At 40.5% G+C, this 26079-nt stretch carries 28 protein-coding genes; 4 read left to right on the forward strand and 24 right to left on the reverse strand.

Features of this window, described 5'->3' with window-relative positions; all coding sequences use genetic code 11:
- Nucleotides 1–90: 90 nt before the first annotated feature.
- The 18 genes from B6K83_RS12115 to mioC form a co-directional block, all read right to left on the reverse strand.
- Nucleotides 91–1977: an Lnb N-terminal periplasmic domain-containing protein gene (locus B6K83_RS12115; RefSeq protein WP_085285189.1), complete on the reverse strand. Its 1887-nt coding sequence runs from the start codon at nt 1975–1977 to the stop codon at nt 91–93.
- 72 nt (nt 1978–2049) lie between these two features.
- Entirely contained in the window at nt 2050–2559 is a 510-nt protein-coding gene (locus B6K83_RS12120; RefSeq protein WP_198951687.1) for a DUF3015 family protein, read from the reverse strand.
- A 346-nt stretch (nt 2560–2905) separates the two neighbouring features.
- The gene (locus tag B6K83_RS12125) at nt 2906–3652 is read right to left on the reverse strand and encodes a complement resistance protein TraT (RefSeq protein ID WP_085285190.1); all 747 of its coding nucleotides are present in this window, start codon (nt 3650–3652) and stop codon (nt 2906–2908) included.
- A gap of 61 nt (nt 3653–3713) precedes the next feature.
- The gene (locus B6K83_RS18440) at nt 3714–4064 is read right to left on the reverse strand and encodes a hypothetical protein (RefSeq protein ID WP_085285191.1); all 351 of its coding nucleotides are present in this window, start codon (nt 4062–4064) and stop codon (nt 3714–3716) included.
- A 292-nt stretch (nt 4065–4356) separates the two neighbouring features.
- Nucleotides 4357–4776: a F0F1 ATP synthase subunit epsilon gene (locus B6K83_RS12135; RefSeq protein WP_085285192.1), complete on the reverse strand. Its 420-nt coding sequence runs from the start codon at nt 4774–4776 to the stop codon at nt 4357–4359.
- 56 nt (nt 4777–4832) lie between these two features.
- Entirely contained in the window at nt 4833–6218 is a 1386-nt protein-coding gene (gene atpD, locus B6K83_RS12140; RefSeq protein WP_085285193.1) for a F0F1 ATP synthase subunit beta, read from the reverse strand.
- A gap of 56 nt (nt 6219–6274) precedes the next feature.
- Complete coding sequence (atpG, locus tag B6K83_RS12145) at nt 6275–7135, reverse strand: F0F1 ATP synthase subunit gamma (RefSeq protein ID WP_085285194.1); 861 nt, start codon at nt 7133–7135, stop codon at nt 6275–6277.
- Nucleotides 7136–7163: 28 nt separating this feature from the next.
- Nucleotides 7164–8705: a F0F1 ATP synthase subunit alpha gene (gene atpA, locus B6K83_RS12150; RefSeq protein WP_085285195.1), complete on the reverse strand. Its 1542-nt coding sequence runs from the start codon at nt 8703–8705 to the stop codon at nt 7164–7166.
- Between the two features lie 13 nt (nt 8706–8718).
- Nucleotides 8719–9252, reverse strand: a complete 534-nt coding sequence (gene atpH / locus B6K83_RS12155) for a F0F1 ATP synthase subunit delta (RefSeq protein ID WP_085285196.1) — start codon at nt 9250–9252, stop codon at nt 8719–8721.
- 14 nt (nt 9253–9266) lie between these two features.
- Nucleotides 9267–9737, reverse strand: coding sequence for a F0F1 ATP synthase subunit B (atpF, locus tag B6K83_RS12160; protein ID WP_085285197.1), 471 nt, complete (start codon nt 9735–9737; stop codon nt 9267–9269).
- A gap of 47 nt (nt 9738–9784) precedes the next feature.
- A complete protein-coding gene (gene atpE / locus B6K83_RS12165) occupies nt 9785–10006 on the reverse strand; it encodes a F0F1 ATP synthase subunit C (RefSeq protein WP_076417406.1) in 222 nt (73 codons plus the stop codon).
- An 86-nt stretch (nt 10007–10092) separates the two neighbouring features.
- The gene (gene atpB / locus B6K83_RS12170) at nt 10093–10887 is read right to left on the reverse strand and encodes a F0F1 ATP synthase subunit A (protein ID WP_085285198.1); all 795 of its coding nucleotides are present in this window, start codon (nt 10885–10887) and stop codon (nt 10093–10095) included.
- A gap of 17 nt (nt 10888–10904) precedes the next feature.
- Entirely contained in the window at nt 10905–11297 is a 393-nt protein-coding gene (locus B6K83_RS12175) for an ATP synthase subunit I (RefSeq protein WP_233143983.1), read from the reverse strand.
- Between the two features lie 275 nt (nt 11298–11572).
- Nucleotides 11573–12463: a ParB/RepB/Spo0J family partition protein gene (locus tag B6K83_RS12180; protein ID WP_085285199.1), complete on the reverse strand. Its 891-nt coding sequence runs from the start codon at nt 12461–12463 to the stop codon at nt 11573–11575.
- 12 nt (nt 12464–12475) lie between these two features.
- Nucleotides 12476–13282 carry a ParA family protein gene (locus tag B6K83_RS12185; protein WP_085285200.1) on the reverse strand — a complete coding sequence of 269 codons (807 nt, stop codon included), beginning with the start codon at nt 13280–13282 and terminating at the stop codon, nt 12476–12478.
- Between the two features lie 40 nt (nt 13283–13322).
- Nucleotides 13323–13949, reverse strand: coding sequence for a 16S rRNA (guanine(527)-N(7))-methyltransferase RsmG (gene rsmG / locus B6K83_RS12190; protein ID WP_085285201.1), 627 nt, complete (start codon nt 13947–13949; stop codon nt 13323–13325).
- A gap of 29 nt (nt 13950–13978) precedes the next feature.
- Nucleotides 13979–15868, reverse strand: coding sequence for a tRNA uridine-5-carboxymethylaminomethyl(34) synthesis enzyme MnmG (mnmG, locus tag B6K83_RS12195; protein WP_085285202.1), 1890 nt, complete (start codon nt 15866–15868; stop codon nt 13979–13981).
- A 408-nt stretch (nt 15869–16276) separates the two neighbouring features.
- Nucleotides 16277–16720 (reverse strand): FMN-binding protein MioC, encoded by a 444-nt coding sequence (mioC, locus tag B6K83_RS12200; RefSeq protein WP_085285203.1) that lies wholly within the window; start codon nt 16718–16720, stop codon nt 16277–16279.
- Nucleotides 16721–16867: 147 nt separating this feature from the next.
- On the opposite strand from mioC, the gene B6K83_RS12205 reads away from it, so the two are divergent.
- Nucleotides 16868–17413, forward strand: coding sequence for a tetratricopeptide repeat protein (locus B6K83_RS12205; RefSeq protein ID WP_085285204.1), 546 nt, complete (start codon nt 16868–16870; stop codon nt 17411–17413).
- A 56-nt stretch (nt 17414–17469) separates the two neighbouring features.
- Here the strand turns inward: B6K83_RS12205 and B6K83_RS12210 are convergent, their stop codons facing one another.
- From B6K83_RS12210 to rpmH, 6 genes are all read right to left on the reverse strand, one after another.
- A complete protein-coding gene (locus B6K83_RS12210) occupies nt 17470–17979 on the reverse strand; it encodes a hypothetical protein (RefSeq protein WP_085285205.1) in 510 nt (169 codons plus the stop codon).
- 90 nt (nt 17980–18069) lie between these two features.
- Nucleotides 18070–19455, reverse strand: a complete 1386-nt coding sequence (gene mnmE / locus B6K83_RS12215; protein ID WP_085285206.1) for a tRNA uridine-5-carboxymethylaminomethyl(34) synthesis GTPase MnmE — start codon at nt 19453–19455, stop codon at nt 18070–18072.
- 188 nt (nt 19456–19643) lie between these two features.
- Nucleotides 19644–21278 (reverse strand): membrane protein insertase YidC, encoded by a 1635-nt coding sequence (gene yidC, locus B6K83_RS12220; RefSeq protein WP_085285207.1) that lies wholly within the window; start codon nt 21276–21278, stop codon nt 19644–19646.
- Nucleotides 21279–21284: 6 nt separating this feature from the next.
- Complete coding sequence (gene yidD, locus B6K83_RS12225; protein WP_085285208.1) at nt 21285–21533, reverse strand: membrane protein insertion efficiency factor YidD; 249 nt, start codon at nt 21531–21533, stop codon at nt 21285–21287.
- Complete coding sequence (gene rnpA, locus B6K83_RS12230; protein ID WP_085285209.1) at nt 21500–21856, reverse strand: ribonuclease P protein component; 357 nt, start codon at nt 21854–21856, stop codon at nt 21500–21502. Before rnpA ends, yidD begins: the two co-directional genes overlap by 34 nt.
- A 42-nt stretch (nt 21857–21898) precedes the next feature.
- The gene (gene rpmH / locus B6K83_RS12235) at nt 21899–22033 is read right to left on the reverse strand and encodes a 50S ribosomal protein L34 (protein WP_085285210.1); all 135 of its coding nucleotides are present in this window, start codon (nt 22031–22033) and stop codon (nt 21899–21901) included.
- Between the two features lie 451 nt (nt 22034–22484).
- Here rpmH and dnaA point away from each other — a divergent pair, with 451 nt between their 5' ends.
- From dnaA to recF, 3 genes are read left to right on the forward strand one after another with little or no spacing between them, the layout of a single operon-like run.
- A complete protein-coding gene (dnaA, locus tag B6K83_RS12240) occupies nt 22485–23849 on the forward strand; it encodes a chromosomal replication initiator protein DnaA (protein ID WP_085285211.1) in 1365 nt (454 codons plus the stop codon).
- A gap of 27 nt (nt 23850–23876) precedes the next feature.
- The gene (gene dnaN, locus B6K83_RS12245; RefSeq protein ID WP_085285212.1) at nt 23877–24980 is read left to right on the forward strand and encodes a DNA polymerase III subunit beta; all 1104 of its coding nucleotides are present in this window, start codon (nt 23877–23879) and stop codon (nt 24978–24980) included.
- Nucleotides 24980–26074, forward strand: coding sequence for a DNA replication/repair protein RecF (gene recF, locus B6K83_RS12250; RefSeq protein WP_085285213.1), 1095 nt, complete (start codon nt 24980–24982; stop codon nt 26072–26074). The genes dnaN and recF overlap by 1 nt, the downstream gene beginning before the upstream one ends.
- Nucleotides 26075–26079: the final 5 nt, after the last annotated feature.

A 26079-nucleotide genomic window follows, 5' to 3' on the forward strand; every position in this document is an offset into this window, starting at 1 on the left:
AGGCTTATGCTTGCTGTAACTACATCAGCTTGCGCAGAAGCTAAAAGCTATTGCCTTTCGACAATAGCTTTTTATTTTTGAGCGCTGCTACTACCAATAATAACCTAAACTGACTTGCGCTTGATACTGACTAAGTGCCAAGCGTAGGTCCATAAAATGATTGTTTACGTTAAATTTATAGCGAGTTTCTGCGCTGTAATTAACGAGCGTTAATTGCGCATTTTCTAAATATTTTCTTGCTTCTATATTCAGTAATATATTCCATTGCGCAGTTATGGTTTGTGTTAACGAGATACGACTAGATGCATAAAGCCTACCGCGATGTTGATAATTTTCGATTAAAGCGCCACCAACATAAGCCGCCACTGTGGTTTTATCACTTAAAGGCACGGCCCAACCTTTATCCGCTTGAAAGGTAAAGTCAGCACAATTGACGCATTTATCTGCCTGCTTTTTCATGCCTAAATACAAACGCCACGAGTCATAGCCGTCCTGCGGCAATCCACTGGCTTGGTTTTTAACACTAAGCACCTCAAAGACAGTAAAGCTACTAATGGCGAGTTGCTCAGACAAATATGCTAATTCAAGTTCGGCCATTTTTAATACGCCATTTTTTACATGACCCACTTCAGCGTCTAACTGATCATAATAGGCAGGCCTGAGCTTAATGCTATAGCCGTTACCATGATCTTTAGCTTGTAATAAGCCCAGTTGTAGGTAACTCGATGGTCGCGCATTATGCGGCGAAACTGCCTCTTTGCTATTAAATTTTGCTTTGCCTATTGGTTGCTGATAGCGATACGCGAGAATACGCGTATAGCGCTGTTTGTGCTTTGCTTTTGCTTTGTCATCCACGGCAAGTAAATACTGGTAATAGTCGATTAAGGTACTTAATATTTTTCGTCGCTGCATCGGCGTGACGTTTTGACTATCGAGTAATGACAGTTGCTCTGGCTCGGCAACTATTTTTGCCACCAAAATTTTAGCTTGTACCGACAGTTGCCAATATTTGTTGTAAAACTTTGCTTGTCGAGATGGTATATAACGCTGGCTTTTAACTAAAGGGGCGCCTTTATAGGTAGCAACATTGATAGCCCTCACCACCTCTTGTGGTATCACCCATGGCGCAGTCAATTCCGGTAAGGTAACGCCTTCAATAAGCTTTAATAATTCGTACATGCGATAAACACAGTTCTCATCAAAAAAGTAGTAGGTATAGTCTTGCGCAATAAGCTCCCAAATATGAGCAACAAGAAATTGAAAATCAGCTTGCTCAAGATTAAGTTGATACTCCCATAGGTCACGCAGTTCATTCTCTAAGTAGTTTTGGCTATGGTAATAATGTTTGGAATGGCTAAATCGCCCCTCATAACCACCAACCACGCCTTTTACTATATAACTGATTGGGTCTTCATTGGCCGGCACATCGGCACCAAAGTTAACACTGGTATCCAATAAATCCGATGGTTGTTGAGATGTCGCATTAAGCTTTAATAGAGTATGACCATAATAAGAGGCGGGGTTGCCTAAATAGCCCGTTGCAAATATTAAGCTAATGGACTTAGTGGACGACAGTTTTGCCCAATTTTGGTATTTTTCACAAGCCACAGGCGTAAGCTGTGACAGGTCAAACTGCTTTTTCAGCCAAATATAGCGAGCGGGAAACCGGCATTGCGGATGCTGATCACTTTGCTCATAGTGTTTTGCTGATAGTAGGGCATGTAAAGTATTTATCAGCTCGTTTTTTGCCGTCAATGCTGCTGGCTCTGTAAAATAAAAGCTCGGCGAATGAATGGCAAATATTTCTCTTTTTATCAGGCTTTTATTATCTATTTTCAGTAACTGTTGCCACTGTTTTTTGTTTGCCACTGTCGATAGCAACTGATCCGAAAAGGGCAGGGAGATCAATGCACTGGCATGTGTTTTAGCGATCAGCAAAAATGCTAAAATCAGCAATAATATAGTTCTAGGCAACATAGCGACGAGTTTCTTATTGATAAAAAAATAGCTGCCATACAGCAGCTATTACAAACGCATTATGAATATAAATTAGATGGCCGCGCAGTTATTAACCACTGAAGAGTCGTTGACAACACTATATAAATGCGACGATTTTTCAACTAAGCTTTGCTCTTGATAATCGCTAGCAGCAATTGTGTTTGCGATGTTGCGACGAATATTGCTCGTCATTTCAGCTTGTGCTGTTTCGCCACAGCCTAATACGTTATACATAGCAGTTAGGTGCGTACCCGAACCTTCAGCAATTTCTTCGACAATATTATCATAGTTATCAATGATAAATTTAGCCGCAACCACTTTTACCCCAGTACAAGTTTCAGGACTAGCTGTAGCTGACGTAACAGCGGTTGTACCTACATCCCAGATCACATTGGATGTAACTGCCGCCCATTTAGTATCTTTAAACAACGCCGCACCAATACCACAATCAGAAAATGGGTTTGGACCTGAGCCTGGCGCTTTATTAGCTGCTGAAACATTTAATGACGCTGCGCATACAGCAACGGCTAACGAGCTGGTTAATACTTTAACTATAATCAAGAGACTTCCTTATTGTTAATATTATGTTAAATTGGTTTTTTCCGTTGCATTTTATGAGTAAAGGTTCTGTAAATCAATAGTTTATTAACAAATTTATGGATTTGATTAAAAATGCGGCATAGCAACACTACAGCCTAGTAAACTAGCGTTCTGGGCGCGAAGATATTGGTGTTAGGGCTGGCGTGGATAGCGGAAAAGCTGGGCATTAATAGCAGCAAGGTTAATATAAACCCAGTTAATACTTGGTCCCGCGTAATACTAAGTGTTTGTATCTTAATATCAGGTAGTTAAAATAAAAAACCACTATCGCTCAGAATAGTGGTTAAGGTCAAAACATTATTATTAACTAAAAAAACGCCGACATGGCATATGCGGTTTTATCAAACATCAGGCTTTGCGCCTCGGCTAATTCTAAGTTGGCCTTGTTGGCTGTGGTGACTACCCGAGTGCGGTACTCTTTCAAGTTCGTTGCTTCTGAGTAGGTTTGCGTCGTCGCACCGTCGTCTGATATTTTCGAGTTTATTTTTGAGTCTCGGCGTACAATAACCCCTTGTTTAGCACGCTCTTTGATCTGGATATCGGCAACCAGTAAATACACTACATCTTGCACAAAAGCATTAGCCACGGTTGAAGCCAAACCAACAGCAAGCCCAGTTGCCGCAGCGCCGCGATAAGAGCCCCCTGTAGCAGCTGATGCAGCAGCACCTATAGCAACCCCTTGAAAGCCTGCACTTAACGCAGACGATGCCGCCTCAGGGGTTGTTTTCTCTAAGTTTCGCACAAAAACACTCATTCGATACTGAGCGTTGTCGGGGTTATCGGTTAAAGTGTAGCCATTGCCACTATTCACTAATTGATGAGAAAGTGCCTTGCGAAATGAATTACGGTCAAACTCCATCACTGCACTTCTCACTTCTAGGTAAATTTTTCTTTGCTCAGCGGGGACAGGGTCAACAAAAATGGCGGTACTGACTTTGGTTTGCACGTCTAAGTTTCGTTTTGCCACCGAAGTATGAATTGCTGAACAACTTGCTAATGTCGTGATAAGCAAACCAACAAAAGTTATTTTTATAAACTTATTCCATGTTTTCATCTTAGATACCTTTAGTTAATTATTGTTAAGTTATATTTACAGCTCTGTAATAAATACACGACTAATAAGGGTAATAGCGCCCATAATAGCGATAGTAATAGCGGCAATTACGGTATTGAACCCAGTTATAGCGCAATAAATCTCGGCAAGTGTAGCCTGGACGCCAGTAGGTTCCTGAATACTCAGGCGGCTTTACTTTTTTTTCTAACATGCTTTTTATATAGGAATCGACTTCTTTTGGTCGCTCGGCAAGGAAGGGTTTTGACAATACCTCAGCATTCATTTGTGCTTGCGCTTTTGCTAAGGCATCTTCTTCACTAGCTGTCGCTGTCAAAGCGAAAGTCGCTAGCGAAATTAAAACAATACGCAACTTTGTATAGCATTTGCTACAGTAATTATCGTGATTGAACATAATTTATCCTTAAGCTAATGCACCATTAGCTTAGCTCTCTTATGACACCATATTAAGTGTGGACATATTAGGTGTAGACTTAAATTATGATTTTGTAAAGTTTGTAGATAAAGTGAAGAGGCGCTCTATAAGAGCGTTTTTTTTAGATTTTTTATTATTTGTTGCACCACAATGCATATTGGTCAAATTGGCCATTGGCTTGTCAAAAAACAGGCAATAAAAAAGCGACACATTACCGCAGTAAAGGTCGCTTTGTTGATCACTAAAACTTAGTGTCAGCTCGATAAGCTGGTTATTTTTTGCTGGTCGCTTGAATAACGCGTAGTTGTGCAACTGCACGTGCTAATTCAGCGGCTGCTTCAGCATAGTCTAAATCATCGCTTCGAGCGTTTAACTTCTCTTCTGCACGTTGTTTAGCTTCTTCAGCTGCTTGTTCATCTAAATCGCCGCCACGAACTGCAATATCAGCCAGCACAGTAACGTTATTAGGTTGAACTTCAAGCATACCACCAGAAAGGTAAATGACTTCTTCTTCACCACCTTTCTTAACGATTCTAGCCATACCAGGTTTTAGTGAGGTCAGCAAAGGTGCATGACCAGGCATAATGCCTAATTCACCTTCGCTACCTGTGATCTGTAATGATTCAATGCTGCCAGAAAATAACTCTTCTTCAGCACTGACCACATTAAGATTTACAGAAAGTATTGCCATGTTGACCTCCTAATTGGCGACTGTTAACCAAAACAGTGTCCAGTCGCCAGCCTTCATTACATGTCTTTAGCTTTTTCAGCTGCTTCTTCAATAGAACCAACCATGTAGAAAGCTTGCTCAGGTAAATCATCATACTCACCAGCAAGAATACCTTTAAAGCCAGCAATAGTGTCTTTAAGCGATACATACTTACCCGGAGAACCTGTAAATACTTCAGCAACGAAGAAAGGTTGTGATAAGAAACGTTGGATCTTACGTGCGCGAGATACAGTTTGCTTATCTTCTTCAGACAACTCGTCCATACCTAAGATGGCGATAATGTCTTTCAACTCTTTGTAACGCTGAAGTGTAGATTGTACACCACGAGCGGTTTCATAATGCTCAGCACCAACCACTAACGGGTCTAATTGACGTGAAGTAGAGTCAAGTGGATCGATAGCAGGGTAAATACCTTGTGATGCGATATCACGGCTAAGTACAACGGTTGCATCTAAGTGAGCAAAGGTTGTCGCTGGCGATGGATCGGTCAAGTCATCCGCAGGTACATAAACCGCTTGGATTGACGTGATTGAGCCTTTCTTGGTAGAGGTAATACGCTCTTGAAGGACACCCATCTCTTCAGCAAGTGTCGGTTGGTAACCTACTGCTGATGGCATACGACCTAACAATGCAGATACTTCAGTACCAGCAAGTGTGTAACGGTAGATGTTATCTACGAAAAATAATACGTCACGACCTTCGTCACGGAATTTCTCAGCCATAGTCAAACCTGTCATCGCAACACGAAGACGGTTTCCTGGAGGCTCGTTCATTTGGCCGTACACTAACGATACTTTATCAAGTACGTTAGAGTCGTTCATTTCATGATAGAAATCGTTACCTTCACGAGTACGCTCACCTACACCAGCAAATACTGAGTAGCCGCTATGCTCGATGGCGATGTTACGAATCAATTCCATCATGTTTACGGTTTTACCAACACCAGCACCACCGAATAAACCAACTTTACCACCCTTAGCGAATGGACAAACTAAGTCGATTACTTTGATACCAGTTTCTAATAGTTCATTCGACATTGCTTGCTCAGCATACGCTGGCGCTGCACGGTGAATTGACCATTTTTCTTCTTCGCCGATTGGGCCAGCTTCATCGATAGGCTCACCCAATACGTTCATGATACGACCCAAAGTAGCAGTACCTACTGGTACTTGGATGTTATCACCTGTGTTTTCTACGTTCAGACCACGACGCAAACCGTCTGATGAACCCATCGCAATGGCACGAACTACGCCACCACCTAGTTGCTGTTGTACTTCTAATACTAAACCAGCAAGATCACCTTCAGTTACATTTAATGCGTCATATACCTGAGGTACAGCATCTTGTGGGAATTCTACATCCACAACTGCGCCAATGATTTGGACGACTTTACCTGTACTCATGTTTAATCCTCTAATCTGTGCTCTTATTTACTAATAAATAAATCAAGAACCTTTGCTTATACCGCTGCTGCGCCAGCACAAATCTCACTCAATTCTTGAGTAATACTTGCTTGACGAGCTTTGTTATATACCAATTGTAAATCATCGATTAAGTCGCCTGCGTTATCGGTTGCAGCTTTCATTGCAACCATACGAGCGGCTTGCTCACATGCGAGATTTTCAACTACACCTTGATATACTTGCGACTCTGTATAACGAACCAATAACTGTTCAAGCAATGCTTGAGCGTCGGGTTCGTAAATAAAGTCCCAGCGATGCTTAATTGCGTCATCATCTGACTTAGGCAAAGGTAAAAGTTGATCAATCGTTGGCTTTTGCGTCATTGTATTTACAAACTTATTGTAAACAATGAACAATCTGTCTATTTCGCCGTTGTCATAGGCATTTAGCATCACTCGCACACTACCAATTAAATCGGTAAGTGACGGGTTATCGCCTAAGCCTGACACTTGTGAAACAACTTTAGCACCCATGTTGTTGAAAAATGCAGTTGCTTTAGAACCAACAACAGCAAAATCAACCTCGGCGCCTGCTGCTTGATGTTTACCTGCATCTGCAAGTACTTGTTTAAATAAGTTAATATTTAAACCACCACACAAACCACGATCTGTTGAGACAACGATATAGCCGACACGCTTAGCTTCACGTTCTTCCATATAAGGATGACGATATTCTAAATTACCAAGCGCGATGTGACCGATCACATTTCGCATATTTTCAGCGTATGGACGAGAAGCAGCCATGCTATCTTGCGCTCTGCGCATTTTGCTAGCTGCAACCATTTCCATTGCGCTGGTGATTTTCTGTGTATTTTGTACACTTCCAATCTTTGATTTAATCTCTTTACCACCAGCCATGACTATTCTCCGCGAAAAGGTTAACTAATTACCAAGTTTGGGTCGCTTTAAAGGCTTCAATTGCCTTCGCTAAACCCGACTCGATATCTTTGTTATAGTCGCCTTTTTCGTTGATAGTAGCCATCAACTCAGCGTGTTCATTGTTTACGTATGAACGTAATGCTTCTTCAAAATCTACCACTTTGGCGATTTCTACATCGTTTAAATAGCCTTTTTCAGCGGCAAATAACGATACGGCAGTTTCAGCAATAGACAATGGGCTGTATTGTTTTTGCTTCATTAGCTCAGTTACGCGCTGACCATGCTCTAATTGTGCACGAGTCGCGTCGTCAAGGTCTGAAGCAAATTGAGCAAAGGCTGCAAGCTCAGCATATTGTGCTAGGGCTAAACGAATACCACCACCTAATTTCTTGATGATTTTAGTTTGCGCAGCACCACCAACACGAGATACCGAAATACCCGCGTTAACCGCAGGACGAATACCTGAGTTAAATAGGTTAGATTCTAAGAAAATCTGACCGTCGGTAATTGATATAACGTTAGTAGGTACGAAAGCAGATACGTCACCGGCTTGTGTTTCAATAATAGGTAAAGCGGTTAAAGAACCTGTTTTACCTTTAACTTCACCGTTAGTGAACTTCTCAACGTATGCTTCGTTTACACGCGCAGCACGTTCAAGTAGACGAGAGTGAAGATAGAAAACGTCACCTGGGTAGGCTTCACGGCCTGGCGGACGACGTAAAAGTAATGAAATTTGACGGTAAGCAACTGCTTGCTTAGACAAATCATCATAAACGATTAGTGCATCTTCACCGCGGTCACGGAAGTATTCACCCATAGTACAACCAGAGTAAGCTGATAAGTACTGAAGTGCAGCTGCTTCAGAAGCCGACGCAACAACTACGATAGTATTATCTAACGCGCCGTGCTCTTCTAATGAACGAACTAAGTTCGCTACGGTAGAAGCTTTTTGACCTATGGCTACATACACACACTTAATACCAGTATTCTTCTGGTTAATAATTGCGTCTAATGCGATCGCTGATTTACCAATTTGGCGGTCACCGATGATAAGTTCACGTTGACCACGACCGATTGGAATCATTGCATCAATTGATTTGATACCCGTTTGTACAGGCTCATCAACTGATTTACGATCGATAACACCTGGTGCTACTACTTCAACAGGAGCAAAACCATCGTTGTCGATTGGTCCTTTTCCGTCAATTGGCTCACCTAGAGTGTTGACTACACGACCTAAAAGGCCGCGTCCTACTGGTACTTCCAAAATACGGCCAGTACCTTTAACTTTTACGCCTTCAGCTAGATCCGCATAAGGACCCATAACTACCGCACCGACCGAATCACGGTCTAAGTTCAACGCGATAGCGAAGCGGTTGCCAGGAAGTTCGATCATTTCACCTTGCATTACATCGGCAAGGCCATGGATACGAATGATACCGTCTGTTACAGACACAATAGTACCTTCGTTACGAGCTTCACTAACGACGTCAAACTGTTCAATACGATTTTTGATCAGTTCGGCGATTTCAGTGGAATTCAGTTGCATGCTCTATTCCCCGTTAAGATTGCATTGTTGTTGCTAAGCGGCTCAATTTACCTCGTACTGAACCATCTATGACCATGTCACCGGCTTTAATTACTAAGCCAGAGACTACGTTTGCGTCTACAACACAATTGAGCTTTACTTTTCGAGCCAAACGCTTTTCAAGCGCGGCGCTTAATGTCGTTACTTGTTCTGCTGCAAGTGCTACAGCAGACGTTACATCCACGTTAATTTCTTTGTCATATTCAGCTTTTAATTCACTAAATTGACTCAAAACTTGTGGTAGCACCAACAAACGTTGATTTTCAGCCATGACCTTAATCAGGTTTTGGCCATTGCTGTCGAGCTGGTCCTGACAAACTTTTAAAAATAAGTCTGTCGCTTGCTCAACTGACGCACCACCTGAAAGGTAGTTAGTCATAGTTTCATTTTCAGAAACTTCAGCGGCAAATACTAACATTGATAACCAATGATCAACGGCATTTGCTTGAATAGCAAAATCAAACGCTGCTTTAGCGTAGGGACGAGCGACGGTTGTCAATTCAGACATAGCTCTATTCCCTCTTAAAGTTCAGCTACAAGTTTATCTAAGATATCGCTGTGTGCAGCGGCATCAATTGAACGCTCGAGAATTTTCTCAGCACCAGCTACTGCAAGAACCGCTACTTGTTGTCGTAGTTCTTCTTTCGCTTGGTTACGTTCCGTTTCTATTTCTGCATGGCCAGCAGCTAAGATTTTTTCTTTCTCAGCTTGAGCTTTAGCAGCAGCTTCTTCAACTATTTGCGTTTCACGTTTTTTCGCAGCTTCTAATATCTCAGCTGCTTGTGATTTCGCTTCTTTTAGTTGCGCCGTGGCTTTTTCTTGAGCAAGCTCTAAGTCTTTAGCGGCACGGTCTGAAGCTGCAAGCCCGTCAGCAATGGTTTTCTGACGTGCTTCGATGGCACCAATAATAGGCGGCCATACGAACTTCATACAAAACATTACAAATACGATAAATGCGATTAATTCACCTGCTAAGGTCATATTAAGATTCATTTATGTATCTCCTATTCAGATTCGCGGTAAAAAAACAACTTAAAAAATTAAGCACCAACTGCGAATAATAGGTATAAGCCGATAGCAACACCGATCATCGCGATAGCATCGATTAGACCCGCTACGATGAACATTTTCACTTGAAGTTGAGGTGCTAATTCAGGTTGACGTGCAGCAGACTCTAGGAATTTGCCACCAAGTAAACCAAAACCAATCGCAGTACCAAGAGCACCTAGACCGATTAATAAAGCAACAGCGATATATAACATATTTATCTCCGATTATTTAAGTAAAGTTATAAAATTAAAAAACTAAGGTTGAAACTTATATTCATGCTTCTTTCGAGGCAAAAAATTTAGTGATCTTCGTGAGCTAGACTCAAATACAGAATCGTTAGCATCATGAAAATAAATGCTTGTAACGGTATGATCAAAATATGAAACGCCGCCCACAAGAAATGTACTGGTAATTGGAATAAACCAATCGTTGCTATCAACAAGAAAATCAACTCACCAGCGTATAAGTTACCAAAAAGACGTAAGGCTAATGATAACGGACGTGCTAGTAAGGTAACCATCTCTAAAATAAAGTTAATGGGGTACAGTGACCAATGACCAAAAGGCTGTGTGGTTAGCTCTTTAATAAAACCACCAATACCTTTAACTTTAATTGAATAGTAAATGATCAGGGCAAACACACCTAAGGCTAAAGCAAAAGTCATGTTCGGGTCAGTCGTTGGTACTGATTTAATATAAACATCGTGTGGCGCAACACCAAACAAACCGGCAATTTGCTGAGCAATGGTAGGGATTAAGTCAACGGGTACCCAGTCCATGGCGTTCATTAAAAACACCCAAACAAAAATAGTTAGCGCTAATGGTGCGATAACTGGGTTATGACCATGAAAGGTACTTTTAACGTTATCATCAACAAAACCAACGATCATTTCTACAGCACATTGCAACTTGCCGGGCACACCGGTAGTGGCATTTTTCGCGACTGAACGAAACAACATAATAAAAACTAAGCCTAAAAACACCGACCAACCAAGTGTATCTATATGCACGGCCATAAAGCCTTCGCCGACAGATAAGTTGGTTAAATGGTGTTTAATATATTCTTGGCTGGTAATTTCCGCACCTGAAGACATATTAATTATCCCAATGATTAAAGTTTAAACAAAAAAGGTGTTAATAACGGCAAAGCCACTACTAAACAAAAACTGCTGAAAAAAGCTATCGGCTCTATCGCTAAAAATTTGAAGGCTAGCGCAAACAAAACCGCCGTTAATACTAATTTCAATTTTTCGCCACTATAAAAGGAATCTAAAACCTTTTCGGACGATCTTGCTCCAGCATATTTAAAGGCTTTATGAGCAAAGATAAAATTAGGGATTATACTTATTGCCCCACCTGCTAATACAGAGTGTGCAAAAGATAATCCCCAAATAAAATATGTCGCTATACAAAACGTTATCACAACGATTATCGCGATTAAAATTTGTCTAAATGCAAATTTTCGGCCTGGCTTAGCTAACTCATTATCAATAAATAAACTCACCAGAAACTCCGTACGATAATTTTCGTAATACTTATAGAGATTTAAAGATATTTTTTTCTCTTTAAAAAATCCGACGCAAGTATACTTAATTACAGCGCTAATGCAACAAAATAGGGCTTTCTTTACTGATATTATGTGCGAAATATAAAACAAATAGTTAAATTAACAACACGCGATTATTAAGCTTAATATTGCCGGACATCATTTTACTTTTTCGCGCCATAATTTAGCAAAGATAAAGTCTGGCGTTGGCATTTTTTCCCGTTAATAAATCCTTAAAATGAGCCAAAACGTGAGACTATACCGTCAAGTTCTGACAAATCATTGTAGGAAATAACCAGCTTACCCTTACCTTTTTTGTTGTGATTAATAGCAACTTGCGCGCCAAGCTTTTCTGATAAGTTTTGCTCTAAAGCTTTTGTATTTGGGTCAACGGGTTTGGCAACAACGGCTTTTGGTGGTTGTTGCACTTTTTTAATTAACGCTTCTGTTTCGCGTACGTTTAACTCTTTTGCCACCACGATGCGTGCGGTATTGGTTTGAATATCATTGTCTAACGCCAGCAGCGCGCGCGCATGACCCATTTCAATATCACCATGCTCAAGTAAGGTTTTGACTTCGCTATTTAAATTATTTAAACGTAATAAATTACTGACTGCGGTTCTTGATTTACCAACGGCGTCGGCTACTTCTTGGTGAGTTAATTCAAATTCTATTAATAAGCGCTCTAACGCAATGGCTTCTTCCATCGCGTTAAGATCTTCACGCTGAATATTTTCAATTAAGGCGATAGCCACTGCGGCTTCATCAGGCACTTGCTTAATTAAACAAGGTACCATATCTAGTTCAGCCAGTTGAGCAGCACGCCAGCGACGTTCTCCGGCAATAATTTCATAGCTGTGTTCGCTAATAGGGCGCACCACGATAGGTTGAATTATACCTTGTGATTTGATTGAGTTAGCTAAATCGTCTAACGCTTCCGCCGACATATCTTTGCGCGGCTGATATTTCCCAGGATGCAATTGTTCAATCGGTAACGTTTGTAGTTCAGTGTTTTTACTGATGACAGCATTTTTCTCATCAATACTACTGCTTGCTTCATTTTCGGGTTTGGTTAATAAGGCATCAAGACCACGACCTAGGCCTCTGCGTTTTGTTTGACTCATGATATTCCTTATTTACTCAGTATCAGTAGTAGTTTGCTTTGCTGGGGGTTTATTGGCTTCTGCACGACGCAATATTTCACCCGCTAACGCAAGGTATGCCTTAGCGCCTGTTGATGACTTATCGTAATACATCACAGGTGCACCAAAACTTGGCGCTTCAGCTAAACGAACATTTCGGGGAATAACGGTTCGATAAACCTTGTCACCAAAATGACGCTTTAACTGCTCAGAAACATCATTAGCCAAACGGTTACGCGGATCATACATAGTGCGCAAAATGCCTTCAATATGTAATTTACCATTCACAACACTGGTTAATTGAGCAATGGTATCCATTAGCGCCGTTAACCCTTCCAATGCATAGTATTCACACTGCATAGGTACTAGCACTGAGTCGGCCGCAGTCATGGCGTTTACCGTTAACATATTTAATGAGGGTGGGCAGTCGATGATAATAAAGTCATAATCTTTTTTGACTTTTGATAGTGCATTTTTCAGGCGGTGTTCGCGAGAAAACACTTCCATCAGTTTGATTTCAGCCGCGGTGACATCGCTGTTGGCGGCGATCAAATCGTACACACCGGCAGTATTTTTACACACCACTTCGTCAAATGGGCGCTCTTCTATCAGCAGTTCATAACAGGTTGCTGGTACTTCATATTTATCGATACCACTACCCATAGTGGCATTACCTTGGGGATCAAGATCAATCAATAAGACTTTACGTTTTGTGGCTGCAAGTGATGCAGCGAGATTAACCGAGGTGGTTGTTTTACCAACGCCACCTTTTTGATTTGCAACCGCAATTATTTTTCCCACAGGATCCTCAAATACTTTCTGAGCAAAAGCTTATTATTATTTATGATTTAACCAGTTCTAGCAAATGGCGTTCACCCGTTAACTGGGGGACGACAATAGCGTGACTTTTCACTAGTGATATATTACTCGGTAACGCAGAGACTTCATCATTTGGGTATACACCTTTAAGTGCTAAAAATCGACCATGATCTGCACTCACTAAGTGTTCACACCAAGTCACCATATCGGTTAGTGATGAAAATGCTCGACTAAGCACACCATCAAAGGTTTGCTCAGGCTGATACTGTTCAACACGCGATTTTATTGGCGTAACATTTTCCAGTTTTAACTGAAAAACCACTTGCCGTAAAAAGGTAACTCTTTTGCCTAAACTGTCTAATAATACAAAATTACGATCAGGATACAAGATGGCAAGAGGAATGCCTGGTAAACCCGGCCCTGTTCCTACGTCGATAAAAGACTGCCCGGTTAAATATGGGCCAACCATCAAACTGTCCATAATATGCTTAACTATCATATCTTTAGGATCGCGTATTGAGGTTAAATTATAGGCCTTATTCCATTTATTAAGTAATTCAACATACTGAATAAGTAAAGAAATTTGTGTTTGAGAAACCTCAAGTGAGGTTTCTTTCAGTAACGTTGTCAGCTGTTCAGATAATGTCATAAGGTAAATCTTTCATATATGGTGACTTTTTATGCAATTTTGCGTAATAAGCCATGTTTTTTCAGATAAACCAATAATAACGAAATTGCCGCCGGAGTAATACCAGAAATGCGCGATGCTTTGCCAATAGTTTCTGGGCGTGCATCAGTCAATTTAGCCACCACTTCATTTGATAGACCAGAAATCTGGGTAAAGTCAAAGTCAATTGGGATCAACGTATTTTCATGGCGTTTCTTTTTCGCAATTTCATCTAACTGACGTTCAATATAACCGGCATATTTAATTTGAATTTCCACTTGTTCCGAAGCTTGGGCATCCGCAAGCTTAGGTCCTAAGCCCGCAATAGTCATAAGGTCGTCATAACGTACTTCCGGACGTCGTACGAGATCTTCTAAGCTATTTTCACGACTGAGTGGCGTTTTCAGTAATTCATTCACCTCAGCCGCTGCCAAATGATCCTTATGCAACCAAGTAGTACGCAAACGTTGACGTTCTTGTTCAACGTTTTCCATTTTCTCATTAAATCGTTGCCAGCGTTGATCATTAACTAAGCCCAATGCGCGACCTTGCTCTGTTAAGCGAATATCGGCATTGTCTTCGCGTAATAATAAGCGATATTCAGCACGAGAGGTAAACATGCGATAGGGCTCTTTGGTGCCTAAGGTGGCAAGATCATCAATTAAGACGCCAATGTAAGCTTGCTCTCTCGTTAATATTAGCTCGTCTTTACCCTGTACTCGCGCCGCAGCATTCGTTGCGGCAACAAGTCCTTGAGCACCAGCTTCTTCATAACCCGTTGTACCATTAATTTGTCCGGCAAAATATAGGTTTTCAACAAACTTACTTTCCAGCGTTTGTTTTAGATCGCGCGGATCAAAAAAGTCATATTCAATGGCATAACCCGGACGGGTAATATGTGCATTTTCAAAACCTTTAATTGATCGCACCAGATCCATTTGCACATCAAAAGGTAAGCTAGTAGAAATACCATTCGGGTATATTTCATGCGTATTCAAGCCTTCAGGCTCAACAAAAATTTGGTGGCTGTCTTTTTCCGCAAAGCGATGAATTTTATCTTCAATCGATGGGCAATAGCGAGGACCAATACCTTCAATAACTCCGGTATACATTGGCGAACGATCTAAACCGGATTGAATGATTTCATGGGTTTTCTTATTGGTATGGGTGATGAAACATGAAACTTGTTCTGGGTGATCGTTTAGCGATCCCATGTAGGAAAACACCGGCCTTGGCTCATCGCCAGGTTGCTCGGTCATTTGTGAAAAATCAAGCGTTCTAGCATCTAGCCGTGGTGGAGTTCCGGTTTTCAAACGATCAATGCGAAACGGCATATCACGCAAGCGTGTTGCTAAGTTAACACTAGCAGGATCACCCGCTCGACCACCTTGATAATTATTCATGCCAATATGGATCTGGCCGGCAAGAAATGTTCCTACCGTTAGCACGACACTCTTAGCCTTAAACTTTAAGCCCATTTGTGTGGAAACGCCGACGATCTTATTGTTTTCTAAAATCAGATCATCACAAGGCTGTTGAAATATAGTTAAGTTTTCTTGGTTTTCTAAGTAATTACGGACAAAGTTTCGATATAAATTACGATCGGCCTGAATGCGTGTAGCGCGTACAGCAGGTCCTTTGCTGGCATTTAAGGTTCTAAATTGGATCGCTGCATGGTCAGCAGCGGTTGCCATCAATCCGCCTAAAGCATCAATTTCTTTGACTAAATGGCCTTTACCAATGCCACCAATGGCTGGGTTACATGACATCTGACCCAAAGTATCGATGTTATGAGTCAGCAGTAAGGTTTTACAGCCCATGCGCGCTGCTGCAAGTGAGGCTTCAGTACCTGCGTGACCGCCACCAACAACAATTACGTCATAAGACTCTTGATACCACATAAATAAACGACCTTTTCCAATTGGATAAAAACTTAAGAGCGCTATTTTAGCGCTTTTTTGACGGTAGGGGAATGATCAAATTGAGGAAAAGATCGGGGGAAGATCCTTAAGTAATATATAAAGATCTTTAAATAGATCTTATTATTATTACTTATTAGGATCCTACTTTTCTGTTGATAAGCCACTTTTATTGTTATAAAACAAGATCATGAACAACACCAATCCTTGTGATCAAAGCTTGATCAACTCAGTTATATCCTTTGATCAAAACATCGAGTTATCCACATGGTTAAAATGATAATTTACTGTGCACTGAATAATAATAGAAAATTAAGAGCTTATCCTTATAGTTATACACATTAGGTGTTTTTTTAAGCCTATACTGTGAATAACTTATGGGTAAGTTACTTATAAGTGATCTTTATTGGTCATTAACCACTCTTGTGATCGCAACTCTGGATCGATATCGGTACTCATATCGATCGTTAACAAAGGTATGGTTTCTTTGCATCCTTTTGATATTAATAGTTTATTTATATTTTTAGCCGCGTAACAAAACGTATCATAGCTTGAGTCACCTAGGCCAATGACTAAAAAGCTCATTGAGGATAGATCATGATCGGTTTTTTCTAGATCCGTGACAAAGGCCTGGATGTTATCGGGGTAGTCTCCTGCACCGTGGGTGGATGTACAAATTAACCAAGTTTGATTTTCGCTGGGTATTTGCGCTAAATCCGGCTGGAAATGCAACTGCACTTGATGACCAAGTGTCACTAATGTTTCTTCGCAAGCTTCGGCTACGTACTCCGAGCCACCTAACATACTGCCAACAATTATTTGAAATGAGCTCATTTATCAATCCTATTAAAAAAGAGTCGTTAGTTATGATCTTAATAAATTTGGCTTTATTAAGGCCCTAGTTACATATGTTTACAATTGGAAAAGCATAGAAATATCAAATTAAGTATTCTAAAGGTAAAACAAATATTTGGATAATTTATGAATAAGTTAATGAGCAATTTTACCCTGTTAATGGTATTACTCGCTACGTCATTTTTCAGTCATTCAATGTCGGATAAACTGATGGAGATAGAGGATTACAATAAAGAGTTAAAAGCAGCCATTCGTTTATACAAAGAAAATAATTACGATAAGGCATTGCCACAGCTAGAGTTATTTGCCAAGCGGGGCGATAAAATGTCTCAATATATCGTAGGCACTATGTATTTGAATGGCCAAGGTACGCCGCAAGATTTAGCAAAAAGTTATGCTTGGTTAACGGTGGCCAATGAACAAAAAAGCAAAGCTTGGCTATTACCGTTAAAAATGCTTGAAGAAAAATTGCCAGCCGATTATTTAAAAACATTAAACGTTGAAGGTGAAAAGTATGTCACGCTCTATGGTGCTAAAAGTCAGCGCTTAAAATGTAAAAATGAGCGAGAGTTAGGATCTAAGCAGCCCATACATCGTTGTAAAAAAATTGAAGTTAAAAACGGTCATTATTTCGTTGATGAACATCAAACCTACAATGCTATGATAGATTAGGTATTAGCCTATAGTATGGTAGCTAAGGCCCATTTGACGGGCCTTAATGTCGTACTTTACTGGATACGCTGCACACGAATGCGCCGCTTTGTTCCTTGTTTTTTTAGTTGGAAGCTGTTCATAATGCCCCGGGTGATGATGATAGTGTCGCCTGGCGCGAATTTTGCGCGTTTATCCCCGCCTTTTTCTCGCCAAACTTGACCATTATCTAGCACTATATTCCATTGTTTTTTTAAGTTGCGTGCCGCTGACTTTACCACAGCGGTTAATTGGTCAAACTCACGTTCTTGTTCAGAATATCTATGTGCATGGCCGAATGAGGCAATTAATTTCTCTTCATTTTTAGCTTCAGCCTTAACTGACGTTTTAGGCGGTTGCTTATTTTTAGCCGTGTTATTTGCTGCAATTGAACTTACGCGCTGCATATATTTATCGAAACATTGCAATCTTAGCGTATTGTCCGTTAATTTACTGCAGCGCAGTAATTCTGGTGCTATTGCAGCCGCTGAGCTTGTAAAACTTGCCATCAAGGTGGTGGTAATTAACAGTGACTTCAGGTATTTCATTATTGTCCTTGTGAACCTTAGCTTGTTAGCGGTTCGGTTTTTATTCGTATTTTGCTTGTTGGGAGAACTTAACACCATATCATTTTTATTTTATTTACCGATACAAAATGAGGAAAAAATTTCGCTTAACAGATCATCGTTGCTAAATTCGCCGGTAATTTTATTGAGCTCTTGCTGACAAAAGCGCAGTTCTTCTGCCAAAATTTCGCCTGCTACAAAAGATTCAAGCTGCTCTAGGCCTATCGTTAAGTGTTGGTGAGCTTGCTCTAGTGCCACCAAGTGACGTCGTCTCGCCATAAAACCACCTTCAGTGCTACCTTGGTAGCCCATACACTGTTTAAGGTGCTCAGTAAGGGCTGAAACCCCGGCACCGGTTTTTGCTGACAAGGTCACTGTGGGGGTTTGGTTTAATTCGCGATAGCCGGTTTGGGCTTGACTGATGTCGGCTTTGTTTCTGATCACAGTTAACGCCATATTGGCTGGCAGTTGTGCAAAAAACTCTGGCCAAACAGATTTAGCATCGAGTGTTTCATCCGCTGCGGAGTCGATCATCAGTAACACTCGATCTGCTTGTTTAATTTCTTGCCAAGCGCGTTCAATACCAATTTGTTCAACTTTATCGGCACTTTCACGCAAACCTGCGGTATCAATAATATGTAGCGGCATGCCATCAATATGAATTTGTTCAGACAGTACATCGCGTGTGGTACCTTCAATATCTGTCACTATGGCACTTTCTTTACCGCTTAAAGCATTAAGTAAACTTGATTTACCCGCGTTAGGGCGACCAGCAATCACCACCCGCATGCCTTCACGAATAATACTACCTTGCTTGGCTTTACTTTTAACTTGCTCAACTTGGCGAATGATCGCTTTTAAATCATTGACAACTTTTTCGTCAGCGAGAAAGTCGATTTCTTCTTCGGGAAAGTCAATTGCCGCTTCAACGTACATGCGTAAATGTATGGTGTCGTTGACGATCTGGTGAATTAATTTAGAGAAGTCACCTTGCAGTGAATGTAACGCACAGCGGGCAGCTTGCTCTGAGCTTGAGTTGATGAGATCGGCAATGGCTTCAGCTTGAGTTAAGTCGAGCTTATCGTTAAGAAAGGCTTGTTCACTGAATTCGCCAGGCTCTGCCATTCTGACATTAGTTAGCGTTAAAATCTCTTTTAGGATCATATCTAGAATAATTGGCCCGCCATGTCCTTGAAGCTCTAATACATCCTCACCCGTAAAAGAATGAGGTCCTTTAAAGTAAAGGGCGATACCTTGGTCTAGTGCCTGGCCTTGGCGATCGTTAAAGCTTAAGTATTCGGCTTTTCTAAGCTCAGGTACTTTACCTAATATAGCCGTAGCAACATTGCGAACTTCAGGACCAGAAACTCTGATGATGCCAACACCACCTCTACCTGGGGCTGTAGCTTGTGCGACTATGGTTTCTTTTTGGCTTGATGAAAAAGCAAGCTGGGTCATGGTATGTTCTCAGTTAAAAATAAATACTCTAAATTGGCGTCATTATAAACCGTTAATTCGCTGCTGGAAATCTAGACTTTGTTTTTGCTTGTATTATGTGGGTTTAGTGACGCTTTATTTAGATGCTAGGTAAAGTTTTAGCGAAAAAAAAGGTAGCTTTCGCTACCTTTTTCGTAAATTTAATAAGCTTATTTTGCTTTGGCTTTTTCGATGCCAGCAAAGATTATTTTCATTTGAATTATGGAAATAATATTACTGACTAACCAGTAAAGTACTAAGCCAGATGGGAACCAGAAAAAGAATACCGTAAACATCACAGGCATATACTGCATGATTTTTTGCTGCATAGGATCTTGAACTGTCATTGGCTGCATTTTCTGCATAATAAACATACTGATACCCATTAGTATCGGTAAAATATAGTACGGATCTTGGGCAGACAAGTCTTGAATCCAAAGCATAAAGGGCGCATGACGTAATTCAACACTTTCCAAAAATACCCAATACAATGCTAAGAAAATCGGCATTTGAATGATTAAGGGTAAACAACCGCCAGCTGGATTGACTTTTTCTTTACGATATAGCTCCATCATGGCTTGTGACATTTTTTGCTTATCATCACCAAAACGTTCTTTTAACTGTGTCATTTTTGGTTGTAAAGCACGCATTTTTGCCATTGAGGTATATTGAGCTTTCGTGAGTGGGTACATGGCACCTTTAACGATTAGCGTAATAATTATAATGGCTACGCCCCAGTTAGAAACAATAGATTGTATTTTAATTAGTAACCAAAATAACGGTTGGCTGATCATAAATAAAAAGCCGTAATCTATAGTCAGATCTAAGTTTTCTTCAATACTTTCTAATACGTCTTGATCTTTCGGGCCGACATAGAATATCGCAGAAGTGCTTGCGGTACTGTGTGGTTCTATGGTGATAGCAGGTGCTTTATAACCAATAACCGCTTCATTGTTTCTGGTGTAGCTAGTGTATAATTGGTTAGTTGCTGTTTTTTCAGGAACCCAAGCAGATACAAAGTAGTGCTCGAGCATAGCAACCCAGCCTCCTTGCGTAGCAACATTGAGGTTTTTGTCGGCAATGTCGTCAAAATCATACTTTTCGTAAACATCTTCAGTAGTCGAGAAAGCCGCACCTTTGTAGGTGGGGATTAAGCCACTGCCGCTGTCGATTAACGTAGTTTGTTTTAATTGTGCATACATTTGTACACTAGCAGGCGTGCTGGCATTGTTAGTGATGATGTATTCCACATTAATGGCATAGCTGTCATGGTTTAAGGTGAAGCGCTTAATTACCGATAAACCCGTTTCATCAATATAGTTTAGGTCAATCACTAAGGGTTCATTTGCCGTTGCTTGATAAGAAGTGGCAGCTGTTTGATAAATAGGGCGACCAGGAATGATACGGTCTAAGCCTTGCGCACCTGTTAAACCACTTTGCGCCACATAAAGGTCGCGATCCGTGCGTAGCATAGTATAAGGGATACCATTGCCTTGCTCGGTATCAAACTTAAATAGCTTTGCTTCTACTATGTCACCACCTTTGGTATCAATTTTAAGTGATAATACATCGTTAGTTACGGTAATTAAGCTGGCACTGACCGCTTTGGTTTGCTTGTTAATTGTACTTACTGTAGCCGATGATTCAGGCACAAAGTCGCCATTGTCATTACTAGGCGATGGCATGGTTTGTTGAGACTCGGTTGAGGGCTCAATAACTGGGGCATTGTCGGCTTGCCATTGACTAAATAGCAAATAGGTAACTACCATAAGCGCAATAAATAGAAAACTGCGTTGTGATTCCATAATGTATTACTTCTCTTTTTTTGATAGTGGCACGGGATCATGTCCTCCCGCATTGAGTGGGTGGCATTTTAGTATACGTTTGCTTGCTAACCAACAACCTTTTAACACACCAAAGCGATTTATGGCTTCGATGGCATAAAAAGAGCACGTTGGGTCAAATCTGCAATGAGGGCCTAACAAGGGGCTAAGCCAGCGCTGGTATGCTTTTACCAAGGAAATTGCTATTTTTTGTGGCGCTGAATTATTTTTCGCCATATTTTTTCCAATTGCCGATTAATTTCTTTATTGTCTAGCTGGTCGGTACCTGACTTTACCATAACAACAATGTCAATAGCAGGCAGATTGTGCTGATTTAAACGAAAGCTTTCACGAATTTGTCGCTTAATACGATTTCGTTGTACCGCGAGCTTAACTCGTTTTTTGGCAATGGCTAAACCTAGACGGCTTTTATTATCAGAATTTTGTGTGACGAGTACTGTGATATGGCTAGAGCCAAAACGAAGAGGTTTGCTAAATACAGCTTGAAATTGACCGGGAGTCAGTAAACGTGACTCCCGGTTAAATTCATAAGTAACCATAGTGGCTACTATCCTTTTAACTTAGGTTGCAAGTTGAAAGGATTAAGCACTAAGGCTTGCACGGCCTTTAGCACGACGACGTGCAATTACGGCACGACCGGCTTTTGTTGCCATGCGAGCACGGAAGCCATGGTTGCGCTTACGCTTTAATACACTAGGTTGAAATGTTCTTTTCATTACGCTAATCCGTCTGTTGTTGTTGCCCCGGCAAAACAGCCTTCATGAGCACACTGGGTCTAAAAATGAGGCGAAATTCTATATAGATAATGATACATTGTCAATGCTTATTCTTTGGCTATTTAGAAAAGATCCTTTGGGGATCGGTTCGATCTAAATATATCCACAGTTTTATAACAAAAGCAGGGTTGTCGCTTTCATAATTAAATAGAATATGGAAAACTTTTTAGTATTCATTGGTTATTTTAACTTGGCAATAGTGCTGAATTTACTTGGCATAGAAGAAAAAAATGTAAATAAAAGGCAATTATCGAAATGTCAATATTGATGTTGTGGATAACTATGGTGATAATAGACAGATCATAAGAATTAAAATTTTCTTTGCTGTTTTTTACCCTTCTTTTACAGGTTAATAATTGCAGGAAGCCATGTATTTATCAGGAGTCGATTGTTGGATCATTCACTTTGGCAAAAATGTTTATCTGTTCTTCAGGAAGAGTTGCCTGCGCAGCAATTTAGTATGTGGATACGTCCATTACAGTGTGTGATCACAGATAATATCATGACGCTATACGCACCCAACCGTTTTGTTTTGGACTGGGTCAGAGACAAGTATGTAAATCGCATCAACGAACTGGTGAGTATGCAAGATAGTGCTAATCCACCATTGTTGCGCTTTGATGTTGGCAGTATACCCGCTAACAAAGCGGAAAACGCAAGCGGCATAAACCAAGTACCAGCCAGTACGAAAGTAGCAAACCATAAAGATCAGGCGATTCCTGATAGTAACTTACCAAAAACCACCAATGTCAGGGTAAAGTATACGTTCGATAACTTTGTTGAAGGTAAGTCGAATCAACTCGCCCGTGCAGCCGCATCGCAAGTCGCAGATAACCCAGGCGCCGCGTACAATCCGTTATTTATCTACGGTGGAACAGGATTAGGTAAAACGCATTTATTACATGCAGTGGGTAATGGCATATTGCATAATAAACCCAATGCTAAAATTGCCTATATGCATTCAGAGCGGTTTGTGCAAGATATGGTCAGAGCATTACAAAACAATGCGATGGAAAAGTTTAAGCAATATTACCGTTCAGTCGATGCTTTGTTAATTGATGATATTCAATTTTTTGCTGGTAAAGATCGTACACAAGAAGAGTTTTTTCATACATTTAATGCCTTACTCGAAGGTAATCAGCAAATTATTTTAACCAGTGATCGTTATCCGAAAGAGGTTGACGTTGAAGATCGTTTAAAATCACGTTTTGGTTGGGGTTTAACGATAGCCATCGAACCGCCAGAACTAGAAACTCGCGTTGCCATTTTAAAACGCAAAGCCCAAGAGAGTCATATTAATTTAGCGGATGAAGTAGCGTTTTTTATTGCTAAACGTTTACGTTCTAATGTTCGAGAATTGGAAGGCGCTTTAAATCGTGTAATCGCCAATGCTAACTTTACGGGTCGTGCCATCACCATAGATTTTGTACGCGAAGCGTTGCGGGATTTATTGGCATTGCAAGACAAGCTCGTTACTATTGATAACATTCAACGAACAGTGGCAGAATATTACAAAATTAAAGTTGCCGACTTGCTTTCTAAACGCAGAAATCGATCGGTAGCTAGACCTCGACAAATAGCAATGGCATTATCTAAAGAGCTAACCAATCACAGTTTACCTGAAATAGGTGATGCATTTGGTGGCCGCGATCATACTACTGTTTTACATGCGTGCCGAAAAGTTAAAGCATTGCGCGAAGAGTCGCACGATATAAAAGAAGATTATTCAAATTTAACCAGAACACTGTCATCATAATAATAATAAGTAACAAGCGAGTCAGATATGAAATTTTCACTGAACAGAGAATTACTACTAAAACCTTTATTGTTGGTTTCTGGTGCCGTAGAGCGGAAAAGTACGTTACCGATATTAGGAAATATTCTTTTTGATGTTAGTGGGCAATCACTTACGTTAACAGCCACAGATTTAGAGTTAGAGATGGTAGCTTACGCTGCAATTGATAACCATGCTGAAGATGGAAAAGTAACGATTCCAGCGCGCAAACTGCTGGACATTTGTAAAAGCTTGCCAGAAGATTCGACACTCACCTTTGCGTCAGAAAGTGATGTCATCAAAATCAGTACTGGGCGTAGTAAATATTCGCTTTCAACTTTACCTGCCAGTGACTTTCCAAATATTGAGCAATGGAAAGGCGATGTGGAGTTTAAGCTATTAAAGTCTGAGCTGTTACGCTTGATCGAAAGTACCCATTTTTCCATGGCTAACCAAGATGTGCGCTATTATTTAAATGGTATGTCAATTGAAACTGATGGTCATGAAATTCGTTCAGTTGCTACAGATGGCCACCGACTCGCAATCTGCAAAATAGTCAATCAAGAGCTTACGCTGCCCGCTCGGCAAGTTATTGTACCGCGTAAAGGTATTTTAGAAATTATTCGCTTACTCAATCCGGTAGATGAAACCGTGCAGGTGTTTTTAGGCTCTAATCATATTCGCATTATTGATAGTGAGTTTTCTTTTACCAGTAAACTGGTTGACGGACGCTTTCCTGATTATCGTCGTGTATTACCTCGCAATGGTGATAAAATACTTAACGCCAATAAAGATGAGTTAAGGCAAGTATTATCACGAGCATCAATATTATCGAATGAAAAGTTTAAAGGTGTTCGCCTCAATTTCGCTAGTACAGAATTAAAAATAACGGCAAATAATCCAGAACAAGAGCAGGCTGAAGAAGTCATAGAAATAGACTTTCCCTACGACGAAGTGGAAATTGGCTTTAACGTCAGCTATGTCTTAGACGTGCTTAACGCGATTAAAGAGCCTGCGGTCAAGTTCACCTTAGCCGATGCAAACAGTAGTGTGGTCATTGAGGGTGCAGAGTCGGGAGAAGCACTTTACGTTGTAATGCCTATGCGTTTGTAATGAGTATTGATAAGTTATTTATTCAAGACTTTCGAAATATAGCCAGCGTTTCAGTCGACTTAAATCAAGATTTAAACTTTATTATCGGTGATAATGGCAGTGGCAAGAGTAGCTTATTAGAAGCCATTTTTTATCTTGGCCATGGTAAGTCTTTTCGCAGTAGTAAAGCAGATAACTTATTAATGCATAATAAATTATCTTTTACCGTAAGTGCCAAAACACAAAGCGGTGCGCAATTAGGTGTGCGAAAAGGATTTTTTGAACATCTAAATCTCAGCGAGATCAGGGTCAGTGGTGAAAAACAAACAAAGTTTTCGGCGTTGGCTAAGAATATTGCCGTACAGGTTATTACTCCAGAAAGCTTTAAGCTTTTTTTTGGCGGCCCTAAGCAGCGCAGACGCTTTATAGATTTAGGTTTGTTTCACGTGAAACATGGGTTTTCAGATCATTGGCGAGAGTTTACCCGTATTCACAAACAACGAAATGCCTGTTTACGCACAAAAACAGATTTAGCGAGCTTAAACTACTGGAGTGATGTTTTTGCCACTAGCTCTGAGCAAATAGCACAGTACCGAGCAGCTTATGTTGAGCAGTTGACCAAAGAGTTAAGTTTTTGGTTAAAAATCATGTTACCTAAGGTCTCTGATGATATAGTTATTCAGTACCTGCAAGGATGGAACTCAAAACGAACTTTGCTTGAGGTACTAAGTCAATATCGTGATAAAGAATTGGCTGCTGGATATAGCCTATATGGTGCACAAAAGTTTGATGTCAGATTTGTGTTAAATGGCACAAGTTTAGATAATCAACTTTCACGCGGCCAACAAAAGTTGTTTTTACTGGCTTTAACTTTTGCACAAGCACAATTAATAGCAAGAGAAAAGCGCGTAAAACCAATTTTATTAATTGACGATGTTGGTGCAGAACTTGATATACACTCTAGAGCGTTGCTTAACAACGCGATAGCAGAAATAACATGTCAAGTTGTTGTAACCGCAATTGATAAAACAGCAGTGGCACAATTAGTGCCAAAAGAAGATAATTATAAAATGTTTCACGTGAAACATGGCAAACTATCAGTAATCAGTGAGTAGGCTAC

The organism is Colwellia chukchiensis, from assembly GCF_002104455.1.
GTDB classification, from domain to species: Bacteria; Pseudomonadota; Gammaproteobacteria; order Enterobacterales; family Alteromonadaceae; genus Cognaticolwellia; species Cognaticolwellia chukchiensis.

Bases quoted from the DNA above. Each gene is read 5' to 3' on its own strand.
- B6K83_RS12115 (WP_085285189.1), bottom strand. From the start codon at position 1,977: ATGTTGCCTAGAACTATATTATTGCTGATTTTAGCATTTTTGCTGATC.
- dnaN (WP_085285212.1), top strand. From the start codon at position 23,877: ATGAAATTTTCACTGAACAGAGAATTACTACTAAAACCTTTATTGTTG.
- B6K83_RS12125 (WP_085285190.1), bottom strand. From the start codon at position 3,652: ATGAAAACATGGAATAAGTTTATAAAAATAACTTTTGTTGGTTTGCTT.
- mioC (WP_085285203.1), bottom strand. From the start codon at position 16,720: ATGAGCTCATTTCAAATAATTGTTGGCAGTATGTTAGGTGGCTCGGAG.
- B6K83_RS12205 (WP_085285204.1), top strand. From the start codon at position 16,868: ATGAATAAGTTAATGAGCAATTTTACCCTGTTAATGGTATTACTCGCT.
- atpH (WP_085285196.1), bottom strand. From the start codon at position 9,252: ATGTCTGAATTGACAACCGTCGCTCGTCCCTACGCTAAAGCAGCGTTT.
- atpA (WP_085285195.1), bottom strand. From the start codon at position 8,705: ATGCAACTGAATTCCACTGAAATCGCCGAACTGATCAAAAATCGTATT.
- rnpA (WP_085285209.1), bottom strand. From the start codon at position 21,856: ATGGTTACTTATGAATTTAACCGGGAGTCACGTTTACTGACTCCCGGT.
- rsmG (WP_085285201.1), bottom strand. From the start codon at position 13,949: ATGACATTATCTGAACAGCTGACAACGTTACTGAAAGAAACCTCACTT.
- rpmH (WP_085285210.1), bottom strand. From the start codon at position 22,033: ATGAAAAGAACATTTCAACCTAGTGTATTAAAGCGTAAGCGCAACCAT.
- B6K83_RS18440 (WP_085285191.1), bottom strand. From the start codon at position 4,064: ATGTTCAATCACGATAATTACTGTAGCAAATGCTATACAAAGTTGCGT.
- B6K83_RS12180 (WP_085285199.1), bottom strand. From the start codon at position 12,463: ATGAGTCAAACAAAACGCAGAGGCCTAGGTCGTGGTCTTGATGCCTTA.
- B6K83_RS12210 (WP_085285205.1), bottom strand. From the start codon at position 17,979: ATGAAATACCTGAAGTCACTGTTAATTACCACCACCTTGATGGCAAGT.
- atpB (WP_085285198.1), bottom strand. From the start codon at position 10,887: ATGTCTTCAGGTGCGGAAATTACCAGCCAAGAATATATTAAACACCAT.
- atpG (WP_085285194.1), bottom strand. From the start codon at position 7,135: ATGGCTGGTGGTAAAGAGATTAAATCAAAGATTGGAAGTGTACAAAAT.
- mnmE (WP_085285206.1), bottom strand. From the start codon at position 19,455: ATGACCCAGCTTGCTTTTTCATCAAGCCAAAAAGAAACCATAGTCGCA.
- mnmG (WP_085285202.1), bottom strand. From the start codon at position 15,868: ATGTGGTATCAAGAGTCTTATGACGTAATTGTTGTTGGTGGCGGTCAC.
- yidD (WP_085285208.1), bottom strand. From the start codon at position 21,533: ATGGCGAAAAATAATTCAGCGCCACAAAAAATAGCAATTTCCTTGGTA.
- yidC (WP_085285207.1), bottom strand. From the start codon at position 21,278: ATGGAATCACAACGCAGTTTTCTATTTATTGCGCTTATGGTAGTTACC.
- B6K83_RS12135 (WP_085285192.1), bottom strand. From the start codon at position 4,776: ATGGCAATACTTTCTGTAAATCTTAATGTGGTCAGTGCTGAAGAAGAG.
- atpD (WP_085285193.1), bottom strand. From the start codon at position 6,218: ATGAGTACAGGTAAAGTCGTCCAAATCATTGGCGCAGTTGTGGATGTA.
- atpE (WP_076417406.1), bottom strand. From the start codon at position 10,006: ATGTTATATATCGCTGTTGCTTTATTAATCGGTCTAGGTGCTCTTGGT.
- recF (WP_085285213.1), top strand. From the start codon at position 24,980: ATGAGTATTGATAAGTTATTTATTCAAGACTTTCGAAATATAGCCAGC.
- atpF (WP_085285197.1), bottom strand. From the start codon at position 9,737: ATGAATCTTAATATGACCTTAGCAGGTGAATTAATCGCATTTATCGTA.